Source organism: Streptomyces sp. NPDC101234 (genome assembly GCF_044767525.1).
In the GTDB taxonomy this organism is placed as follows: Bacteria; Actinomycetota; Actinomycetes; order Streptomycetales; family Streptomycetaceae; genus Streptomyces; species Streptomyces sasae.
The window spans coordinates 460,926-480,609 of record NZ_JBIWOA010000001.1 but is presented as its reverse complement, the minus strand read 5'-3'; the positions used below and the strand labels follow the sequence as shown (position 1 = coordinate 480,609).

Genomic DNA, 19,684 nt, shown 5'->3' with positions numbered 1-19,684 from the left:
GCTCAGTCCGGTCGTTCCGGTCAGTCCGCTCAGTCCGCTCAGTCCGCAAGGAAGACACCCGCCTCCAGGCCGAACCGCAGGTGGTCGTCGAGGCGGCCGGCCAGGTCGGCCAGCCGCCTCGGTTGCCGCACGAAGCGGTACGCGCCCATCTCCGCGCCGTTCTCCGCGCCCTCGGCGATCTCCGCGGGGCAGCGCGCGGCGAGCCGCCCGAAGCCGGGCGCGGCCGGGTCGAGGGTGTCGAAGGCCGGGGCGACCCGGCCGGCCGCCGCGTCGTCGGCGGGCTGGCAGCGGTAGCGGCGCGGGACGCGGGAGTCCGGTGGCGCGTAGCTGAACCGCAGGTAGCCCTGCTGGCGCCAGACGACCTCGGCGCGGTCGCGCAGGATGCTGTCACTGACCGTCAGGCTGCGGGCGGTGGTGCGGCCCAGGACGGTGCTCGCCTCGATCCCGACGTCCGCCGGCTGCGCGTCGAGCGCGAGCCCGCCGGCGCCGGGACCGAGGATGCTGTCGGCCAGATCCAGCCTGGGGACGTCGTTCAGCCGGACTCCGGCGCAGACGGTGCGCAGCAGCCGTACGGCCAGCCGCGGATTGGCCTCGGCCGAGATCAGGCCGCCGTCGGGGAGGGTGGCGGCGCGGTCGCCGGCCAGGGTGCAGCCGGACACCACGAGGCTGTCGAGGTTCCCGGGTGCGACGGTGATCCGGCCTTCGACCGACAGTCCGTCCAGGACCAGCTGGGACGGCTGCGCCACCTGGCCGCCGGGGGCCGCCGCCTCGATGGTGCCGGTCAGGTGCGGCCGCAGGCCGAAGGCGCCCAGGGCGGCGGGGTGTCCGGCGGCGGCCAGGACGATCAGCCGGTTGCCCGGCGGGATCAGGATGCGCCGGGGGCCGGTGAGGTCCTCGTCGTAGGTGGCGCTGTCCTGGACGGCGATGACGCCGACCTGTCCGGGGCGCGGGTCGGGGCGCTCGTTCCAGGCGGTGACGGCGGCGCCGAGGGTGGTGACGGTGGGCACGGTCGGGTCGCCGGAACCGGCCGGGTCGCGGCTCACGGCGATCTGCCAGTCGGGCGCGTCGGGCCAGGGGGTGCCGGCGGCGGCGAGCGCGGCCGCCAGGGTGGCCCGGCGGTCGTACGGCCCGGCGCCGAGGTTGCCCGGGGAGCCGTAGGAGTAGGCGACGCGGACCCGCTCCGGCGAGATGCCGGGTGGCAGGGTGAGCCGGCCGAGTGCGGGGTCGACGGCGACCTGCGGGGCCGCGCCGTCGGACGGTGCGGGCGGGCGGTCCCAGCCGGTGAGGTCGGCGCAGATCAGCCGGGCGGGCTCGACCGGGCCGTCGGGCAGCGTGACCGTCAGCAGCGGGTCGGGTCCGTCGAGCAAGGTGGACGGGGATCCGGCACGGAGCGCCGTCAGTTCCTGATGCAGCCTCAGACGGCGCAGCGGGGCCGGGGCGTCGGTCTCTTCGGCGGGGGCCGCGGCCGAACGTGGCCGGCCGAACAGCGGGAGGTCGCGCCCGGCCGGGTCGAACGTCCAGCGGCCGGCCGCCGCGTCCACCGCCCGGGCGTCCACGCCGGTGCAGGGATGGGCGGCGAGCCGCCACAGGTGCAGGCCGACCACGCCGATGTTGTGCCGGCCGCGCCGGCGGTCGGCGTGGCGGACGTCCACGGTGCGGGAGGTCCGGTCGAAGGGGGTGCCGATGAGGGCCAGCCGCGCGGTGTCCCGCAGATCGGGGGTGCGGGTGTCGCCGGGGCGCGGATGGTTGACGTTCTGGGTGGTGCCCAGCAGTCGGAAGTACTCCACGACCCGGACCGGCCAGCCGGTGATGTCGCGGGCGGCGTCCTCCAGCGCGCCGGGGGTGCCCTTGCGCCGCCGGTCGGCGAGGGTGTGGGCGACCAGGGCACGGCGCGGGACCGCGCCGCCGGGGCCGCCGGGGCCGCCCGTGAGGTCTCCCGGCCCCAGCAGGTCGGCGAGGTAGGGCAGCACCCATGCGGCGCAGGTCTCGACGAACCAGTTGTCGTAGAGCCCGTCGATGTCCTCGCGCAGGCGCAGCAGTTCCTCCTCGACCACCTCCAGCAGGGACCGCAGGGGGTGGCCGAGTTCGGCGTCGCGGCTGCGGTGGACCTCGGGCAGCAGCCGGTAGACGGGGCGGTCGGGGTCGGCGGGGGTCACGGCACCAGCTCCGTCACGGTGATCCGGCCGGGGTCGGCCAGCAGCAGTTCGGCGGGGAGCACCCCGGTCCGGCCGAGGCGGGCGGGACGCGCGACGAGCACCTCGGCGACGGCGTCACCGTCGGGGGCATCGACGAGGTGCAGCGCGCGTACGGTAGCGGCCAGCACGCCGGGCACCTGCTGGACCAGGGTGAGCACGCCGGAGGCGGGCACGGGCCGGGCGAAGTCGCCCCGGTCGAAGGAGTAGGCCGTGCGCAGCGCCTCCCGCACCGCGTCGGCGACCTGCTCCCACTCCCGGTCGGGGGCGGCCAGGACGGCGACGGTGACGGCGAAGGAGAGCGGCCGGTAGGTGTCCAGCCCGAGCCGGCCGGGTGGCCGTCCGGCCGCGTCCAGTGCGGCGCGCAGGGCGGCGAGCGTGTCCGCGGGCACGTCCGCTCCGCCGGGGCCGGCCACGGTGAGGTGCACGAAGGGGTGGCGCGCGCCCGGCAGGGCCGTGGCCGTGGCCTTGGCGATGCCGGCGAAGGTACGGGCGAAATCCTGGTGGTCGTCGAGGGAGACGACCCGGTCGAAGGTGCGCACCGACAGCGGCGCGGCGGTCCTGCCGTCGTCCGGCCCTTCGGGGGCGGTGCCGCCGGTGGCGGGCACGGGGTTGGTCACGTCCCGGATGCCCAGCGGCCGGACCGGGAGCAGGGAGAGCGCCCCGGCGGCCACGTTGCCCGCGGGGCCGGTGCCGCTGCGGTAGTCGGCCCGGACGTTGTCCTGCCCGGACGGCAGGCGGGCGCCGCGCTCGCCGTCGCCGAACAGTACGCCGACGGAACCGTCGTCGCCGATCCTGACCACGTACCCGCGGTCGTGGGGGCCCAGCTCGTACAGCGAGGCGGCCTCGGTCCACTCGACGTCGTCGACCCGGACGCTCAGCGAGTCGCGTACCCCGCCGGGCACCGCCGCGGTGGTGTGGGTGAGGTCCCCCCGCAGCAGGGTGAAGCCCTGGTTGCCCCTCGCGCCGTCGCCGCTGCCGAGCACCTCGTCGGTGACGCTCTCCCCGGCGGTGGCGGCGACGACGTTGCCCAGCACCCGCACCGAGGCCGGATCGAGCGGCAGCGTGAGCGGATCGGCGAGGGTGAGCCGGGTGCCGTCGGCGGTGGCGGTGCTGCCGGCGACGGTCACGGGCTGGGTGACGGACCGGCCGTCCGGGGTGCTGCCGGTCACCACCACGGTGCTGCCGCGGGTCAGTACCAGCGGCCGGTCCAGCAGCAGGCCGGTCCCGGTCACCGGTGCGGTGACCGGCTCCTCGGCCGGCCGGAGGCGCTCGCTGCGGGCGTCGACCGTCGTGGTGCGGCGGTCGAAGGGGGCGATCGGGCCGGAGCCGCGCAGCCGCAGCCGGGTGGTGGTGGCGGTCAGGCCGAAGTCGGCGGCGGCGGACGGGTCCGCGGTCACGACCTCGTACAGCTCCACCAGGCCCGGGGCGCGCAGCACCAGCCAGGAGCCGGGCAGCACCTCGGGGTAGGGCGCGTCGAGTTCGAGGACCGGCTCGCCGCCGTCGGCGGGGTCGACGAGCGCGAACCCCGGCCACTGGGTGGGCAGTGGGGTCGCCTCACCGCCGTCCGCCGGGCCGGGGGGCGCGTAGTTGCGCCGGACGGTGTCGGGCATGATCCGCCAGTCCGGGGCGTTGTGGCCGAAGACCGCCGCCCGCTGCCGGAACGCGTACACCTCCACCGGCGCGGGATCGCCCGTGGCGGACGGGTCGGTCAGGTCCAGCGGCTCGTCCCAGCGGACCAGGGTGGTCGCCGGGCTCCCGGAGGCGTCGGCGGGGTGCGGCTCGACCTCGGTCAGCACCCGCAGTTGCCAGGGCTGCTGGCCGTCGGGGCGGCGGACGAGCAGCGGGTCGCCGGGGCGCAGGCCGGTGGTGACCCCGTCGAGCAGCACCTGGGCGGCGCCGGTGGTGATCCGCTGCGTACGGCTCAGGCGCAGTCGTATCGCGTTGTGCTCGGCGCGGGCGGTCAGCTCCTCGGCCGTTTCGAAGGTCTGGGGCAGTTCGCCCTGGCCGGGGATGCTCTGTACCCGGGTGCCGGCCGGGACGACGGCCTGGGCGCCGGGGTCGACGACGTCCTCGACGGTGAAGGACAGCCAGGTGGCGGCCGCGACACCGGGAGCGAGTTCGTAGCCGATCGCCCGGGCGAGTTCGAGCACCGACCGGCGCTCGGTGGCGGTGCGCAGATAGCCCTCGCTCGCGATCCGCTCCTGGTAGAAGGTGACGATGTCGGCCACCGTGGCCCAGGCGTCCAGCAGGGCGACCGCGGGGTCGTCCGTGTCCTGCCCGGTCAGGGCGGGCAGCCGCAGGCGCAGGGCGGTCAGGGCGCGGTCCAGCACCTCGGCGTGCGTGCCGGCGCGGTGGGTCAGGCCGGTGCGGCCCGCCGGGCCGGCGGACGACTGGGCGGGGGCGGCGGGCGCCGTGGTGTCGTCGGGGTTCACGCGCCGCCCTCCGGCAGGAAGTCGATCCGTCCGTGCTCCGGCCGGCTGGGGTCGTTCATGCAGCGGGCGACCTCCTGGCGGCCCATGGCGATCAGCCCGGCCGCCCGCTCGCCCGCGGCCGGCCGTCCCCAGCGCCGGAAGCGGTTGGGGCTGGGCGGGGTGTCGTCGGTGTCGACCCAGAGCACGCCGGGGACGGCCGAGGCGGCCGCGACCACGTGGCTGAGATAGACCGGCCTGCCGAAGGCGAGGTTCGCGGGGTGGAAGAAGCCGGGGGTGCCGTCGGCCCGCAGCCCGGCGCTGAACACCTCCAGCAGGTCCCGTCGTACGTCGCTGCCCAGCTGTCCGGGCGCGATGTGCACCGTCAGGACGATGTCCAGCGACACCGGCACGACCGCGGTCACCCGTACGTCCCCGCCGGCCATCCGGTAGTCCTCCAGGTACGCGGCGGTCCCGGCCCGGAACGCGCGGTCCGCAGGCAGGCCGTCGGCGCGCTCCACGGTGACCGTCTCGGTGTACCAGGAGCCCGTCCAGCGACGGGCGGCGACCGCCTGCCGCACCTGCGCCAGACGGCCCGTCACCTCGGCGTAGTCGGCGTCGGTGACGGCCCGCTGCCGGACCCGGAAGGCCTGCGGCGCCCATTGCCTGACCTGCTCGACCGGTTCCGGGTCGGTGCCGCCCGCGGCCGGCAGCGGGTTGCCGACGCGGACGCCGGTGAGCGGCGCGGACAGCCGGGTGAGGGTGTCGCGGCCCACGTTGCCCGCCGTGCCGCCACCGGTCCGGTAGACGGCGGTGAAGGCCGTCCCCGGGACGGGGGCACGGCCGTAGTCCCCGTCGCCGAAGCGCAGGAAGGCCCGTCCGTCGTCCTCGGTCTCCACGACGCACTGCGCGGCGTACGGGCCCGCGTCCAGCAGGTCGCGCACCGCGGTCCAGGGGCCCGTCCCGTCGTGCAGCGCGTCCAGCGCGGGCAACGCCAGGGCCGGGTCCACGGCGAGAGCCTCGGCGGCCGGCCGGCCGAGCGCCTGCCGGTGGTCGTACGGTACGGCGTGGGCGAGCCCGGGGCGCGCGAGCCGGGGCCGGTAGCGGCCGCGCACCGGGACCTCGGCCGGAACCAGCGGCTCGGGGCCGACGAGGGTGCCGTGCTCGGCCAGCACGACGTTGGCCCGGGCCACTGCGGCCCCCACGGTGCCGGAACCGCCGTCCGGGAACCGCCACAGTCGCAGCGGGAACGGCGGCGCGTCCTGCCGGTACCAGCTCACCCGCACCAGCTCGGTGCCGGTCAGCGGGTCGGTGTCCGCGACCGGGTCCGCGTCCAGGCGCACCGCCTGACGCCGCATCGGGTCGGCCGTCCCGGCGCTCCCGTCGTCGCCGAGCACCTCCTGCAGGACCAGTACGTCACCGGCGGTCAGGCCGAGTTCGGCAGGGGTGCCGACCAGGGTCGCCCCGGTGGCGCCGGCCGGCAGCCAGGCGCGTTCCTCGCCCCAGGCGTACAGGTCGACGGCGTTGCGGGCGGTGCGGGCGGTCAGCGGGTGCAGGGTGCGGAAGACGGCATCGGTGCCGCCGTCCGCCGCGCCGGCCTCCGTGCCGGCCGGGAACGCGGTGCCGTCCGCGCCCGGGTCGGCGTCCAGGGCGAGCCAGACCCGGGCGGCGGCCCCGTCGTGCATCGGGTAGTCCAGCAGCCGGGCGTGGCGGCGCACCGACACCCGGCGGCGTGCGGTGCCGAGGTAGGCCTCGGTGGCCACCGCGTCCTGGGCGTAGGCGAGTTGGTCGCCGAGGTAGGCGAGGATCTCCATGACCGTGATGCCGAGGTCGGCCGGGCTGCGGTCGCTCCAGCCGGGCAGCAGCAGTGACAGCCGGTCCAGCAGCAGCCGGCGCAGCCCGGCGTAGTCGCGGCTGAGGTAGTCGGCGGCCGGCACGGGCGCGGGCACCGCCGGGACGGTGCGCGGCGGGCGCGGATCGAGGTCGGCCGGGCAGTCCACCTTGAAGGTGAACGGCACCCGGGAGAGCCGCGGGTCGAAGCCGTACCGCTGCGGGTCGGCGAGCACCAGGGCGTACGGGGAGAAGTCGCCGGAGGAGCCGGTGCGCACCACCAGCAGCCGGTCGGGGTCGGGCAGCCCCGCGAAGGCCGCGACATCGCCGGCCGTGACCCGGTCCGGGTCCGGGGGCCCGTCCGGGTCCGCGGTCCCGTCCGGGTCCGCGGTCCCGTCCGGGCCGGTGACCTGGGCGGCGGCGAGGCCGCTCGCGGGCAGCGCCCACACCACCGGCACCGGGTTGAGCGTCCGGTCCCCGCGGACACCGCCCACGACGGTGAGCGAGCCGGCGTCGAGACCGGCCGGCACCGGGCGCAGGCAGCGCACCAGCAGGGTCCGCTGGGGCGGCACCTGCGGCGGATGCCCGTCGTCCACCTCCAGGCCCTCGAACGCGTTGAACCTGCCGTCCGCGCGGACCGCCGCGAGCCGCAGCCCCGTCGCGTCGCCGGACCCGCCGGACCCGCCGGACCCGCCGGACCCGCCGGACCCGCCGGACCCGCCGGACCCGCCGGACCCGCCGGAGGTGTCGTACCCGCCGGAGGCGCCGTACACCGGGGTGGCCATGTCGGACGTCATGTCAGGCCGCCCGGGTGATGACGGCGGTGACGGGGGCGGGCGCGCTGCGGGTGCGGTACTGCACGGTGACCCGGACGGTGGCGTCGTCGGCGACGACGTCGACGGCCTGCACCGCGATCTCGGCTCCCAGCCACTGCTGCAGCGCCGCCTGCACCAGCGCCCGGGTGGCCGTGGCCAGTTCCCCGGAGGCGGGCTGGAACAGCAACTGCCGCAGGCCGCTGCCGAAGTCCGGCCGGTTAACGCGTTCGCCGGGCGCGGTGAACAGCACCTGCTCGATCAGCCCGCGAACGTACTCCTCGTCGTCGGCGCCCGCGGTGCGGCCGCGGTGGTCGACACGGAAGGGAAAGCCGATGTGCACCGGTCACACCCCCCGTACCCGGCGCTGGACGGTCACCTGCACGGTCAGCGGGGTGCCGGTGGGCGTGCACACCGAGAGGCTGCCGGACAGCACCACCGGCACGCCGCCGGCCCGCACCCGGGTCGCGCCACCGGCCCACTGCGCGCTGACGCACGGCCCGGTGCCCGGCTGCGCGGGCAGCGGGCAGCCGACGACGGTGTACTTGTCGGTGGCGACGGTCACCAGGAACCCGCCGACCTTGACACGGGTACCGGGCGGGGTCGCCGGCGTCACCTCGCCGGTGTGCGCGCAGGCCACAGTGGCACCGGCGTGCAGCAGGTAGCCGGGCATCAGACGACCTCCAGGGCGCCGTCGTTGACCGACACCGAGGCCGGGGTCAGCTTCACGCTGGACTTGCCGTTGGTCAGCTCGATGCCGTCGGCGGTCAGGGCCAGCCGCAGCTCCGCGGGCACCAGCGGCAGGGAGACCACGACGGTCAGCCCGCCGGAGCCGGAGAGGTCGTCCACGGTCACGGTCACCCCGTCGGTGCGGAACACCTTCTTCTGCGCGAGCGCCGGTGTGACGGGCAGCTGGCCCGTGCTCCAGAAGCAGCCCGCCCAGATCGGGTAGTCCGGATCGCCGCCCTCGAACTCCACCCACACGTCGGCGCCCACCGGCGGCAGCGCGAACAGGCCCACCCCGGGCCCGGCGTAGGGCACGCAGGGCATCGCCCAGACCCTGATGCCGTCCCCCAGGACGGCCGGGCAGCTGACCTGCACCCGGCCGAGCTGTCTGGGGTCGGCGTTGTCGGCCACCTTCCCCCGGTACTTGCCGTAGAAGCGGCTCATCGCGCACCCTCCCGCGTTCGGCCGGCGGCCCTGCCGCCGTGGATCATGGCCCGCTTCCGGATCGTCGCGGTCACCGCCTCACCGCCCCGCCCCGGACGGCGGTGGCAGCAGCGGCACGGTGCTCCCGGTGCCCTCGCGGGACAGCGTGAACTGCTGGGTGTGCCGGCCGCGGGCGAGGGCGTGGGTGACCTGCCGCACGTAGTACAGCCCGTCGTGCTCCCACCCCGCCCCGCGTACGCCCACCAGGCCGCCCGCGGTCAGCAGCGTCCCGTAGCGCAGGGTGTCCAGCGTCCCGGTGGCCACCATCGCGTCGTTGGACGCCTCGGCCGTGCCCTGGGCACGGGCGGCCGCCTGCACCGCGCCCGGTCCGCTCTCGCGGAAGGCCACGGTGCGCACGTTCGGCCGGTTCACCGCCCAGTCGGGCGCGGCGGCCAGCGGTGGCCGCAGACTGCCGGCCCCGCGCACCGGCAGCACGGTGTCGCTGAGCGGGTCGAGGACGGACCCGGAGACCTGGACCGGGGCCAGCGGGTCGCTCCGGAAGGTGATCTGCTGCACGTTGGCGGCCGGACCGCGGCCGACCGACAGGGCGGGGGCCGGCGGTCCGACGCGCCTGAGCGGCCCCCAGTAGGCGGTGTTGACCAGCGGTGCCGGACCCGGGGTGACGTAGAAGACGTAGCCGAACCGCCGGGCCGTCGCGGTCAGGTAGGCCAGGTCGGTGCCCTGCTGCACCGGGATCCGGTCGATCGGCAGCGGCGGGTCGACCACCGGTGGCGGGATCACCTTGGGCACCAGGCCGTACCGGGGGTAGCCGAGGATGAGCCGGGTCGCGATGGCCGCCTCGTCCTGGGCGGGGTACGCGGCCGACTTCTCCTCCAGGTCCATCATCACGCTGACGTCCTCGCCGGTGACCGTGAGCCGCGTCGAGCCCGGGACCGTACCCGGCGTCAGCTCGCGGTGGGTGATGACCCCGTCCATCAGGACCAGCGGCCGGCCGCCCGTCGTGACGATCAGGACCACGCGGTCGAAAGCCCGCAGCCGGCCGCCGCTCAGCTGCGGGAAGTCGACCAGGCCGGTACCGCGGTCCCGTCCGGCGCCCAGCACCAGCTGGAAACCGGACCGGGCATCGGCGGAGGACGTCACCCGGACCTCCTCGATGCACCGCACCAGTTGCGCGGGAGCGGGAACGGGCACCGACGGCCCGAGAAGCACCGTCAGCCTCGTACTGCCCGACAGCATGCCCGGCCCTCCCCTCGTGCCCGCCGCGGCCCGCGGATCACGGCTGCGGAAAGGGGACGCGGACGGTCCCGCCGATCCGGTCGTCGGCGGTGAGCTCGTCCGGGTGGATGACCAGGGCGGCGTCGCACACCCGCCAGAACAGCGTGGGATCGCCGAGGTACGCGGCCGCCACCAGGTCCGGCCGGTCGCCGCGGGCCACGGTGTGCAGCGCGAGCGTCTGAGAGCCGCCGGGCGGTGGCAGGAACCTGCGGCGCAGACAGCGCACCTCGCGGGTGCCGCCGGAGGGGTCGGGAACCTGGGCCGTCGCGATCTCGGTGGTGGCGTAGCGGCTCGCGGGATCGATCACCGTGCCGCTCCGGCGGTGCTGACGCCGGCCGCCAGGGCTCCCAGCCGCAGGGGCGCCGAGACGCTGCCGAGCACGGCCAGCGCCTCCTTCGCGACCTGATGGACGAGGAACAGGTGGTACCCCGGGTCGGTGACCGGCAGATCGCTGTAGGACAGCACCCGCAGCTCCAGATCCACCCGGGCACGCAGCGGGGTCAGATCGGCGTCGTAGGCCTGCTCCGCGATCGAGAAGCCGCTCAGCCGCACCGGCAGCACCCGGCCCGGGCCCCAGACGAACAGCGTCAGCGGCGCCTGCTGCGGCACCAGCTCGATCGTGCCCAGCAGTTCGAGCGCGTCGTTCGCGAGAACGGCCGCGCTCTTCGGGTACAGCATCATCTCCAGGGCCGAGAGCTGCGGATACACGCCCAGCAGCGCGGCCGCCGGATCCTCCGCGGCCGCCCGGTCGTTGGCGTCCAGCTCCACGGCGAGCGAGATCGTCTCGATCGGCGCGCCGTCCAGCCGCAGCGCCTCGTCGCGGGCCCCGCCGTTCGTGTCGACGTCCGTCCCGGCGGCCGATCGCGCCCGCAGCCGACGGGTCATCTCCTCCGGGTTGTACTGGAACACCACCGTGGAGGCCACGGGGTTGTTCTCGTCCACCGCGACCAGTGCGCCTCGCAGGGCTCGCGGGGCATCCGTCACACCAGTCACCGGCACCCGCCTCCCCCACCACTGCTGATCCGCATACGGCGATGGTGACCGGCCCCCGTCACTCCGGCGTCACAGCACCGTCACGCCCCTCGCCGCGGCAGAGATCACCCACCTGCTCCGGGGTGACGACGACCCCTTGATGTGGCGCGGTGAGCGCGAACCCTCGGCCCGACGCCGGAGGCTGCCACCCGCCACCCGCCACCCGCCACCCGCCACCCGAAGGTGAACCGCGGATGGCATTGCGCGGTACGGGAGTTGTCCGCATGCGCATCGCGAGAGGCTGCGCGAGAGAGCAGGTGCAAGCAGGTCACATGGGGTGGATTGTGTGGTTTGATGCGCGGACCGCGACCGCGCGCCGCGTCCTTCCGTATGAGGAGGCCGCCTGAGGCGCCGGGCGGTTCGAGGGAGGGCGGTCGCGTGGGGAGCGCGGTCGCGGGGGCTTCATGTGCCGGGCATCGGAGGGGGTTTTCGTCGTGGGTGCTGACAGACGCGGCGGCATACGGAAGAGACGGGCCGGGTGGCGCGGGCTGGTGCTCGCGGTGACGGGCGCGCTGACGGCCGGGGGGCTGATCGGCGTGGGAGTCTCGCAGGCGCGGGCCAGCGAGACCACCGGGTCGGTGGACTCGCTGCGGACCGGCTGGGACCAGGGTGAGGCAGGCCTGAGCGCGGCGGACGTACGGTCGTCGTCGTTCGGGCAGTTGTGGAAGGCCCCGGCCCAGCTGGACGGGCAGATCTACGCGCAGCCGATCGTGGTCGGCGCCACGGTGGTGGCGGTCACCGAGAACAACGTGGCCTACGGCCTGGACCGGACCACCGGCGCCGTGCTGTGGCAGCGGAACTTCGGGCCCGCGTGGCCGGCCGCGACGCTCAGCTGCGGTGACCTGGCGCCGAACGTCGGCAGCACCGGCACGCCGGTGTACGACCCGGCGACCGGCGCGGTCTACCTGACGACCAAGGTCGGCGACGGCCCGAACGCGCTCAACCCGCACTGGTACATGCACGCCCTCGACCCGGTCACCGGCGCGGAGAAGCAAGGCTTCCCCGTGACGATCCAGGGCTCGGCGTCCAACGACCCGAGCCAGTCGTTCCTGCCCGCGTACGAGATGCAGCGGCCGGGGCTGCTGCTGCTCGACGGGGTCGTGTACGCGGGCTTCGGCGGGCACTGCGACGCCAAGCCGTACCGCGGCTACGTGGTCGGCGTCAGCACCACCTCGCCCTCGGTGACGTCGATGTGGGCGGCGGAGACCGGCGCCAGCAACAGCGGCGCCGGCATCTGGCAGTCCGGCGGCGGGCTGGTCTCCGACGGTCCCGGCCGGATCTTCGTGGCCACCGGCAACGGCGTCAGCCCGGCGCCCGGCCCGGGCACCTCGCCGCCCGGCACGCTCGCGGAGTCCGTGGTCCGGCTCCAGGTGCAGCCCGACCAGAGCCTGAAGGCCGCGGACTTCTTCAGCCCGTCCAACGCGCCGACGCTCGACCAGCTCGACACCGACCTGGCCTCCGGCGGCCCGGTGGGCCTGCCGGACGGCTTCGGCACCTCCTCCCACCCGCATCTGCTGGTACAGCAGGGCAAGGACGGCCGGGTGTTCCTGCTGGACCGCGACCACCTCGGCGGGCGCTCGCAGGGCCCCGGCGCGACGGACGCGGTCGTCGGCGTCACCGGACCGCTGAAGGGCCAGTGGGGCCACCCCGCGGTCTGGGGCGGTGACGGCGGCTACGTGTACGTCGTCGGCAACGGCGGCTCACTCACGGCGCTGCACCGCGGCGTGACCGCCAAGGGCGACCCGGCGCTGAGCGTCGCGGGCGCGAGCCAGGACTCCTTCCCCTACACCAGCGGCTCGCCGGTGGTCACCTCGGACGGGACGCGCTCGGGCAGCGCCCTGGTGTGGGTCGTGTGGTCGGGCGGCCCGACGGGCGTCAACGCCCAGCTGCGCGCCTACGACCCGGTGCCGGACGCGAACGGCGTCCTGCAGCTGGTGTGGTCCGCGCCGATCGGCACCGCGCCGAAGTTCGCCGTCCCGGCGACCGACGGCAACCAGGTCTTCGTCGGGACACGGGACGGCAAGGTCTACGCGTACGGCAACCCGGTGGGCAGCCCGCTCAAGGGCGGGCCGGTCGACTTCGGGACGGCGCAGGTCGGCGACACGGCGAGCACCGACGTCGTCCTGACGGAGAACCAGAACCCGTCCAAGGCATTGGCGATCAGGTCGGTGAGCGTCGAGGGCCCGTTCACCGCGGACACCTCGTCGCTGCCGGCCTCGGTCCAGGCCGGCGGGCAGCTGACCGTACCGGTCACGTTCAGGCCGACCGCGGTCCTGGGCGCGAGCGGCACGCTCACCGTCGCCACGGACGCGGGCACGTTCGCGCTGAGCCTGCACGGCGTCGGGACCAGGGCCGGCCTGGCCGCGTTCCCGGGCACGGTGTCCTTCGACAACCAGCCGACGGGGACCGCGGCCACCGCGAACGTCCAGGTGACCAACACCGGCACCGAGCCGGAGACCATCACCTCCATCGCCTCGCCCACCGGGCCGTTCAGCGCGGACAACCTGCCGAACGCCGACCCGGCGGACCCGACGGTCGTCCCGGCCCAGGGCTCGGTCGTGCTCCGCGTCGGCTACGCGCCCACGGCCACCGGCCAGTACTCCTCGTCGCTCACGCTGACGAGCACCAGCGGCACGCTGACCATCCCGATCGAGGGCAACGCGATCAGCGGCCAGGGGCACCTGCTGCTCACTCCCCCGTCGCTGGCGTTCGGCGGGGTCACCCGCGGCACGTCGGTCACCAAGGCGTTCACCATCACCAACTCCGGGAACGTTCCGGTCACGATCACCAAGGCGAAGGCGCCGGCCGGCGTGTTCACCAGCGCCGACCCGCTGCCCGAGGGCCTGGTCATCGGTCCCGAGCAGAGCGTGCGGCAGACCGTGACCTTCTCGCCGGCCGTCGTCGGCACCTGGTCGGCGTCCTATGAGATCACCGGCGACGCCGGGCAGGGCGCGATGCTGGAGACGGTCAGCGGCACGGGCGCTCCGCCGCCGGCCCAGCTCGGCACGCTGCTGGCGCGGGACACCTCCGGGGTGCTGTGGCAGTACCACGGCACGGGCGTGCCGGCGGCGCCACTCGCGAAGCGCCTCAGTGTCGGCCCCGGCTGGAACACGTACAACCTGATCACCAGCGTCTCGCGGGTGATGTCGGACGGCAGCGGCTCGGTCGTGGCCCGCGACGCCACGGGCACGCTGTGGCTGTACCAGGGGACCGGAAAGGCGGCGGCTCCGTTCGCGGCCCGAAGGAAGGTCGGGCCGGGCTGGGGCGGTTACACCTCGCTGACCGGCACGGGCGACCTCACCAACGACGGCAGGGCCGACCTGGTCGCCCGCGACACCGCGGGCAGGCTGTGGCTGTACCGCGGCACCGGCAACACCACCACCCCCTTCACCACCCGCACCCTGATCAGCGGCGGCTGGAACACCTACAACACGCTGACCGGCGCGGGCGACGTGACGGGTGACGGCAGGGCCGACCTGGTCGCCCGCGACACCGCGGGCAGGCTGTGGCTGTACCGCGGCACCGGCAACACCACCACCCCCTTCGCCGCCCGCACGCTGATCAGCGGCGGCTGGAACACCTACAACGCGTTCGCCGGACCGCGCGACGTCACCGGCGACGGCAGGGCCGACCTGCTGGCCCGCGACACCACGGGGACGCTGTGGCTCTACCGGGGCACCGGCAACGCCGCCACACCGTACGCGGCGCGCGTCAACGCCGGGCCCGGCTGGAAGGTCTACAACTCCCTCGTCTGAGCCCGCCACCCCGGGGAACGACGGGCGGCGCGACACCCGGGAAGGGTGCCGCGCCGCCCGTGCGTCCGTCCTCAGAACCCGTACGCCGCTTCTGCCAACGCGATGTTGTCGCGCTCGCTCACACGTTGAAGCGGAACTCCACCACGTCCCCGTCCTGCATGACGTAGTCCTTGCCCTCCATGCGGGCCTTGCCCTTGGCGCGGGCCTCGGCGACGGAGCCGGTCTCGACCAGGTCGGCGAAGGAGATGACCTCGGCCTTGATGAAGCCCTTCTGGAAGTCGGTGTGGATCACACCGGCCGCCTCGGGGGCCGTGGCGCCCTTCTTGATGGTCCAGGCGCGGGATTCCTTGGGGCCGGCCGTGAGGTAGGTCTGCAGGCCGAGGGTGTCGAAGCCGACGCGGGCGAGGGTGGCGAGGCCGGGCTCCTCGGCGCCGACCGACTCCAGGAGCTCCAGAGCGTCCTCCTCGTCGAGTTCGGCGAGGTCCTGCTCCAGCTTGGCGTTGAGGAAGATCGCCTCGGCGGGGGCGACCAGGGCGCGCTGCTCGGCCTTGAAGGTGTCGTCGGTCAGCTCGTCCTCGTCGACGTTGAAGACGTAGAGGAACGGCTTGGTGGTCAGCAGGTGCAGGTCGTGGAGGAGCTCGGCACGCTCCGAGCCCTGGACGATGCCCTGGGAGAACAGCGTGTCGCCCTTCTCCAGGATCTCCTTGGCCTCCTCGACGGACTTGACCTTGGGAGCCACGTCCTTCTTGATCCGCGACTCCTTCTGGAGGCGCGGGAGGACCTTCTCGATGGTCTGGAGGTCGGCGAGGATCAGCTCGGTGTTGATCGTCTCGATGTCGTCCTTCGGCGAGACCTTGCCGTCGACGTGCACGACGTTCTCGTCCTTGAAGGCGCGGATGACCTGGCAGATCGCGTCGGACTCACGGATGTTCGCGAGGAACTTGTTGCCCAGGCCCTCGCCCTCGGAGGCGCCGCGCACGATGCCCGCGATGTCGACGAAGTCGACCGTGGCCGGGAGGATGCGCTCCGACTTGAAGATCGACGCCAGCTGGGCAAGACGGGCGTCGGGGACGCCGACCACACCCACGTTGGGCTCGATCGTGGCGAACGGGTAGTTGGCCGCCAGCACGTCGTTCTTGGTCAGGGCGTTGAACAGGGTCGACTTGCCGACATTGGGCAGGCCGACGATTCCGATCGTGAGCGACACGTTGCGACTTCCCGTAGTGAGTGGGTGAGTGAGCCGGGGGGGCTGCCAGTGCCGGCGGGCCGGCCGATCCACCAGTTTACGGGGTTCGGGGCCCGGGCCGGCGGCCGCGTCGAACACCTGGACAAGCTCTGTGACAACTCTGCTCTTCGGCTTGCTTTCGGCGTGTCTGGGCCCCGATTCGGCACATTAACCGACCTAAGTTGGTCCAATGGAGCAGCACAGGACCCGTCCCCGACAGCAAGGACCGCGCCGCGGCGCGCCCCGCGCGCCCCTGCCGCCGCAGGCCGGACGGCGGCCGGCGACGGCCGAGCGGCGGCCCGCCCCCGGAATGTCCCGTCCGGCACCGGCGGCACCGCCCCGACAGCTCCCGAACCCCCGGCTCACCGGACTCGGCGGCGGCCTGTTCTGCGCGGCCGCGATGTTCCTGCTCGGCTTCCTGGACGACCTGCTCCTCGGGGCGTCCCTGACGGTGTACGGCGTGCTGTTCCTGCCGGTGGCGGCGCTGACCGCGCTGTGGGTGCGCGGGGGCGATCTGCTGACCGCCCCCGTGGTCGTGCCGATCGCCTTCGCCGCCGGCCTGCTGACCGTCGCCGACGGCGGCGGAGGCTTCCTGGGTGGCCTGATGGGCCTGGTGACGGGCCTGTCCACCCAGGCGGGCTGGCTCTACGGCGGGACGCTGGTCGCCGGGGCGATCGTCCTCGTCCGCCGGGCCCGGATCATCCGGCGCCGGCGCAGAGTCTGATCGCCGCCGGCGCAGAGTCTGATCCGCTGTCGGCGCAGGGGCCGGTCCCGGCTACCTGGCGTGGAGCGCCGCTCGCATCGCCGCGCCCACGATGCCCGCGTTGTTCTGCAGTTGGGCCGGCACGATCTCGGCCTTCACGCCCGTCAGGTACGGCAGGAACTTCTCGGCCTTGCGGCTCACCCCGCCGCCGATGATGAACAGGTCCGGGGTGAAGAGCATCTCGACGTGCGCGAGGTACTTGTTCACTCGGCCGCCCCACTGCTCCCAGCTGAGGTCGTTGTCCTCCTTGGCCTTGCTGGAGGCCTTCTTCTCGGCGTCGTGGCCGTCCAGCTCCAGGTGGCCCAGCTCGGTGTTGGGGACCAGCTCGCCGTCCACGAACAGGGCGCTGCCGATGCCGGTGCCGAAGGTCAGCAGAAGGATGACACCCCTGCGGCCGCGGCCGGCCCCGAACTCGATCTCGGCCACGCCGGCCGCGTCCGCGTCGTTGACGACGGTCACCGGAAGGCCGCCGAGCCGCTCGCTGAACAGCGTGCGCGCGTCGGTGTCGATCCAGCTCTTGTCGACGTTCGCCGCCGTGCGGATATGGGTGCCGTCCGAGATCACGCCCGGGAAGGTGAGCCCGACCGGGCCCCGCCACCCGAAGTGGTCGACCACCTGCTTGACCCCGTCGGCGACGCCGTCGGGCGTCGCCGGATGCGGGGTGAGCACCTTGCAGCGCTCCTGGGCCAGGTCGCCCTTGTCCAGGTCCACAGGAGCGCCCTTGATCCCGGAACCACCGATGTCCACGCCGAAGATCTGCATGGCTCCACGTTACGTCGTACGACTGACAGTCACGACGCCGGTCGGCCCGCGGCCACACCGTCGTACGGCCCGCGGTCACACCGTCGTACGACCGGCTTCACGCCCCGGCGCCGGTCCCGCCGCGCTCGGCGACCAGGGTGGCCGCCTCTTCGCGCAGGTCACGGCGGAGTTCCTTGGGCAGCGAGAAGGTGATCGACTCCTCGGCCGCCTTGACGATCTCGACATCGCCGTAGCCGCGCTCGGCGAGCCACTCCAGGACCTCCTCGACCAGGACCTCCGGGACGGAGGCTCCCGAGGTGACACCGACCGTGGTGACGCCCTCCACCCAGGCCTCGTCGATCTCGCTCGCGAAGTCGACCAGGTAGGCCTCGCGGGAGCCGGCCAGCTTGGCGACCTCGACGAGCCGCTTGGAGTTGGAGGAGTTGCGGGAGCCGACCACGATGACCAGCTCGGCCTCGGCGCCCATCTGCTTCACGGCGAGCTGGCGGTTCTGCGTGGCGTAGCAGATGTCGTCGCTGGGAGGGGAGATGAGCTGCGGGAACTTCTCCTTCAGGGCGTCGACCGTCTCCATGGTCTCGTCCACGGAGAGGGTGGTCTGGGAGAGCCAGACCACCTTGGACTCGTCGCGGACCTCGACCTTGGCGACGTCGCCGGGGCCGTCGACCAGCTGGATGTGGTCGGGGGCCTCGCCGGAGGTGCCGATGACCTCCTCGTGGCCCTCGTGCCCGATCAGGAGGATGTCGTAGTCCTCGTTGGCGAAGCGGACCGCTTCCTTGTGGACCTTGGTGACCAGCGGGCAGGTGGCGTCGATGGTGGCGAGGCGGCCGCGCTCGGCCTCCTCGTGGACGACGGGGGCGACGCCGTGCGCGGAGAACATCACGATGTTCCCCGGCGGGACCTCCTCGGTCCGCTCGACGAAGATCGCGCCCTTCTTCTCCAGGGTCTGCACGACGTACTTGTTGTGGACGATCTCGTGCCGGACGTAGATCGGGGCCCCGTACTGTTCGAGGGCCTTCTCGACGGCGATCACGGCGCGGTCCACACCCGCGCAGTAGCCACGGGGGGCGGCGAGCAGGACACGGCGGCCAGGCGAAGCAGTCATGGCACCCATCGTAAGGCCGCGTCCGGGGCGTCGAGATCGCGTCCGGGTGACGGTCCGGGGGAGACCGGACCGGTTCGCGGTACGGCGGGACGGCAGTCCTGTCAGTCCGCGCCGTTACGCTCGCCGCATGGCTTTGAACACGTCAGCCGAAGCACCGCTGCCCGTCGGTGAGATCTCCCGGCTCATCGGCGGATGGATCGACCGGCTCGGTGCGGTGTGGGTCGAGGGGCAGATCACCCAGCTGTCGCGGCGGCCCGGCGCCGGGGTCGTGTTCCTGACGTTGCGGGATCCGTCGCACGACATCTCGATCGCCGTCACCTGTTACCGCCAGGTGTTCGACTCCGTCGCCGATGTCGTCGGGGAGGGCGCCCGGGTCGTCGTCCACGCGAAGCCGGAGTGGTACGCGCCGCGTGGGCAGCTGTCGTTGCGGGCCGCCGAGATAAGGCCCGTCGGGGTCGGGGAGCTGCTGGCGCGGCTGGAGATGCTCAAGAAGGCGCTGGCCGCGGAGGGGCTGTTCGCCGCCGGGCGGAAGAAACCGCTGCCGTTCCTGCCGCAGTTGATCGGGCTGGTGTGCGGGCGGGCCTCGGCCGCGGAGCGGGACGTGCTGGAGAACGCCCGGCACCGTTGGCCCGCGGTGCGGTTCGAGGTGCGGAACGTGCCGGTGCAGGGCGTGCACGCGGTGCCGCAGGTCGTGCAGGCCGTGAAGGAGCTCGACGCGATCGAGGAGGTGGATGTGATCATCGTCGCGCGCGGGGGCGGCAGCGTGGAGGATCTGCTGCCGTTCTCCGACGAGCAGCTGGTGCGGGCGGTCGCCGAGTGCCGTACGCCCGTCGTGTCCGCCATCGGCCACGAGCCCGACACCCCGCTGCTCGACTACGTCGCCGACCTGCGTGCCTCCACCCCCACCGATGCCGCCAAGAAGGTCGTACCGGACGTGGGTGAGGAGCTGGAGCGGGTGCGGATGCTGCGGGACCGGGCCCGGCGGTGTGCCGACGGGCTCGTGGCGCGGGAGGAGCGGGGGCTGGCGCAGGCGCTCGCGCGTCCGGCCATGGAGGACCCGCACCGGATGGTCGACGAGCGGGCCGATCACCTCGCGTCGCTGGTCGACCGTTCGCGGCGCACCCTCGGGCATCTGCTCGACCGTGCCGACTCCGAGCTGACGCACACGCACGCGCGCGTGGTGGCCCTCTCCCCCGCCGCCACGCTGAAGCGCGGGTACGCCGTGCTGCAGAAGGACGACGGCCATGTGGTGCGGGACCCGGCGGACGTCGAGCCGGGCGAGGCCTTGCGGGCGCGGGTCGCCGAGGGCGAGTTCACGGTGCGGGCCGATGGCTAGAGCGATGTCCCGGGCGTTG

At 74.2% G+C, this 19,684-nt stretch carries 15 protein-coding genes; 3 read left to right on the top strand and 12 right to left on the bottom strand.

Going from position 1 to position 19,684, the window contains the following annotated elements; all coding sequences use genetic code 11:
- Positions 1–38: 38 nt before the first annotated feature.
- From ACIRR9_RS02300 to ACIRR9_RS02260, 9 genes are all read right to left on the bottom strand, one after another.
- Entirely contained in the window at positions 39–2,156 is a 2,118-nt protein-coding gene (locus tag ACIRR9_RS02300; protein ID WP_403746686.1) for a hypothetical protein, read from the bottom strand.
- Entirely contained in the window at positions 2,153–4,627 is a 2,475-nt protein-coding gene (locus ACIRR9_RS02295) for a putative baseplate assembly protein (RefSeq protein WP_403746684.1), read from the bottom strand. Before ACIRR9_RS02295 ends, ACIRR9_RS02300 begins: the two co-directional genes overlap by 4 nt.
- Positions 4,624–7,230 (bottom strand): putative baseplate assembly protein, encoded by a 2,607-nt coding sequence (locus ACIRR9_RS02290; RefSeq protein WP_403746681.1) that lies wholly within the window; start codon positions 7,228–7,230, stop codon positions 4,624–4,626. Before ACIRR9_RS02290 ends, ACIRR9_RS02295 begins: the two co-directional genes overlap by 4 nt.
- Before the next feature lies 1 nt (position 7,231).
- The gene (locus ACIRR9_RS02285; protein ID WP_403746678.1) at positions 7,232–7,588 is read right to left on the bottom strand and encodes a GPW/gp25 family protein; all 357 of its coding nucleotides are present in this window, start codon (positions 7,586–7,588) and stop codon (positions 7,232–7,234) included.
- Positions 7,589–7,591: 3 nt separating this feature from the next.
- Positions 7,592–7,918, bottom strand: coding sequence for a hypothetical protein (locus ACIRR9_RS02280; RefSeq protein WP_403746675.1), 327 nt, complete (start codon positions 7,916–7,918; stop codon positions 7,592–7,594).
- Positions 7,918–8,415, bottom strand: a complete 498-nt coding sequence (locus ACIRR9_RS02275; RefSeq protein ID WP_403746672.1) for a phage baseplate assembly protein V — start codon at positions 8,413–8,415, stop codon at positions 7,918–7,920. Before ACIRR9_RS02275 ends, ACIRR9_RS02280 begins: the two co-directional genes overlap by 1 nt.
- A 78-nt stretch (positions 8,416–8,493) precedes the next feature.
- Positions 8,494–9,651, bottom strand: a complete 1,158-nt coding sequence (locus ACIRR9_RS02270) for a hypothetical protein (RefSeq protein WP_403746669.1) — start codon at positions 9,649–9,651, stop codon at positions 8,494–8,496.
- A gap of 37 nt (positions 9,652–9,688) precedes the next feature.
- A complete protein-coding gene (locus tag ACIRR9_RS02265; RefSeq protein ID WP_365344441.1) occupies positions 9,689–9,997 on the bottom strand; it encodes a hypothetical protein in 309 nt (102 codons plus the stop codon).
- Positions 9,994–10,683, bottom strand: coding sequence for a hypothetical protein (locus ACIRR9_RS02260; RefSeq protein ID WP_365344439.1), 690 nt, complete (start codon positions 10,681–10,683; stop codon positions 9,994–9,996). The genes ACIRR9_RS02265 and ACIRR9_RS02260 overlap by 4 nt, the downstream gene beginning before the upstream one ends.
- A 473-nt stretch (positions 10,684–11,156) precedes the next feature.
- Between ACIRR9_RS02260 and ACIRR9_RS02255 the strand changes: the two genes are divergently transcribed.
- The gene (locus tag ACIRR9_RS02255) at positions 11,157–14,477 is read left to right on the top strand and encodes a choice-of-anchor D domain-containing protein (RefSeq protein ID WP_403746665.1); all 3,321 of its coding nucleotides are present in this window, start codon (positions 11,157–11,159) and stop codon (positions 14,475–14,477) included.
- A 118-nt stretch (positions 14,478–14,595) separates the two neighbouring features.
- On the opposite strand, the gene ychF is transcribed toward ACIRR9_RS02255, so the two are convergent.
- A complete protein-coding gene (ychF, locus tag ACIRR9_RS02250) occupies positions 14,596–15,684 on the bottom strand; it encodes a redox-regulated ATPase YchF (protein ID WP_403746662.1) in 1,089 nt (362 codons plus the stop codon).
- 208 nt (positions 15,685–15,892) lie between these two features.
- Here ychF and ACIRR9_RS02245 point away from each other — a divergent pair, with 208 nt between their 5' ends.
- Positions 15,893–16,426 carry a DUF6542 domain-containing protein gene (locus tag ACIRR9_RS02245; RefSeq protein ID WP_403746659.1) on the top strand — a complete coding sequence of 178 codons (534 nt, stop codon included), beginning with the start codon at positions 15,893–15,895 and terminating at the stop codon, positions 16,424–16,426.
- A 51-nt stretch (positions 16,427–16,477) separates the two neighbouring features.
- Here the strand turns inward: ACIRR9_RS02245 and ppgK are convergent, their stop codons facing one another.
- Together ppgK and ACIRR9_RS02235 are read right to left on the bottom strand one after the other, a co-directional pair.
- Positions 16,478–17,227, bottom strand: a complete 750-nt coding sequence (gene ppgK, locus ACIRR9_RS02240) for a polyphosphate--glucose phosphotransferase (protein WP_123974444.1) — start codon at positions 17,225–17,227, stop codon at positions 16,478–16,480.
- A 97-nt stretch (positions 17,228–17,324) separates the two neighbouring features.
- Positions 17,325–18,338, bottom strand: coding sequence for a 4-hydroxy-3-methylbut-2-enyl diphosphate reductase (locus ACIRR9_RS02235; RefSeq protein WP_403746656.1), 1,014 nt, complete (start codon positions 18,336–18,338; stop codon positions 17,325–17,327).
- A gap of 118 nt (positions 18,339–18,456) precedes the next feature.
- On the opposite strand from ACIRR9_RS02235, the gene xseA reads away from it, so the two are divergent.
- On the top strand, positions 18,457–19,665 hold the full coding sequence (gene xseA / locus ACIRR9_RS02230; RefSeq protein ID WP_403746653.1) for an exodeoxyribonuclease VII large subunit: 1,209 nt from the start codon (positions 18,457–18,459) through the stop codon (positions 19,663–19,665).
- Positions 19,666–19,684: the final 19 nt, after the last annotated feature.

Bases quoted from the DNA above. Each gene is read 5' to 3' on its own strand.
- ACIRR9_RS02245 (WP_403746659.1), top strand. From the start codon at position 15,893: ATGGAGCAGCACAGGACCCGTCCCCGACAGCAAGGACCGCGCCGCGGC.
- xseA (WP_403746653.1), top strand. From the start codon at position 18,457: ATGGCTTTGAACACGTCAGCCGAAGCACCGCTGCCCGTCGGTGAGATC.
- ACIRR9_RS02290 (WP_403746681.1), bottom strand. From the start codon at position 7,230: ATGACGTCCGACATGGCCACCCCGGTGTACGGCGCCTCCGGCGGGTAC.
- ACIRR9_RS02235 (WP_403746656.1), bottom strand. From the start codon at position 18,338: ATGGGTGCCATGACTGCTTCGCCTGGCCGCCGTGTCCTGCTCGCCGCC.
- ACIRR9_RS02270 (WP_403746669.1), bottom strand. From the start codon at position 9,651: ATGCTGTCGGGCAGTACGAGGCTGACGGTGCTTCTCGGGCCGTCGGTG.
- ACIRR9_RS02280 (WP_403746675.1), bottom strand. From the start codon at position 7,918: ATGCCCGGCTACCTGCTGCACGCCGGTGCCACTGTGGCCTGCGCGCAC.
- ACIRR9_RS02275 (WP_403746672.1), bottom strand. From the start codon at position 8,415: ATGAGCCGCTTCTACGGCAAGTACCGGGGGAAGGTGGCCGACAACGCC.
- ppgK (WP_123974444.1), bottom strand. From the start codon at position 17,227: ATGCAGATCTTCGGCGTGGACATCGGTGGTTCCGGGATCAAGGGCGCT.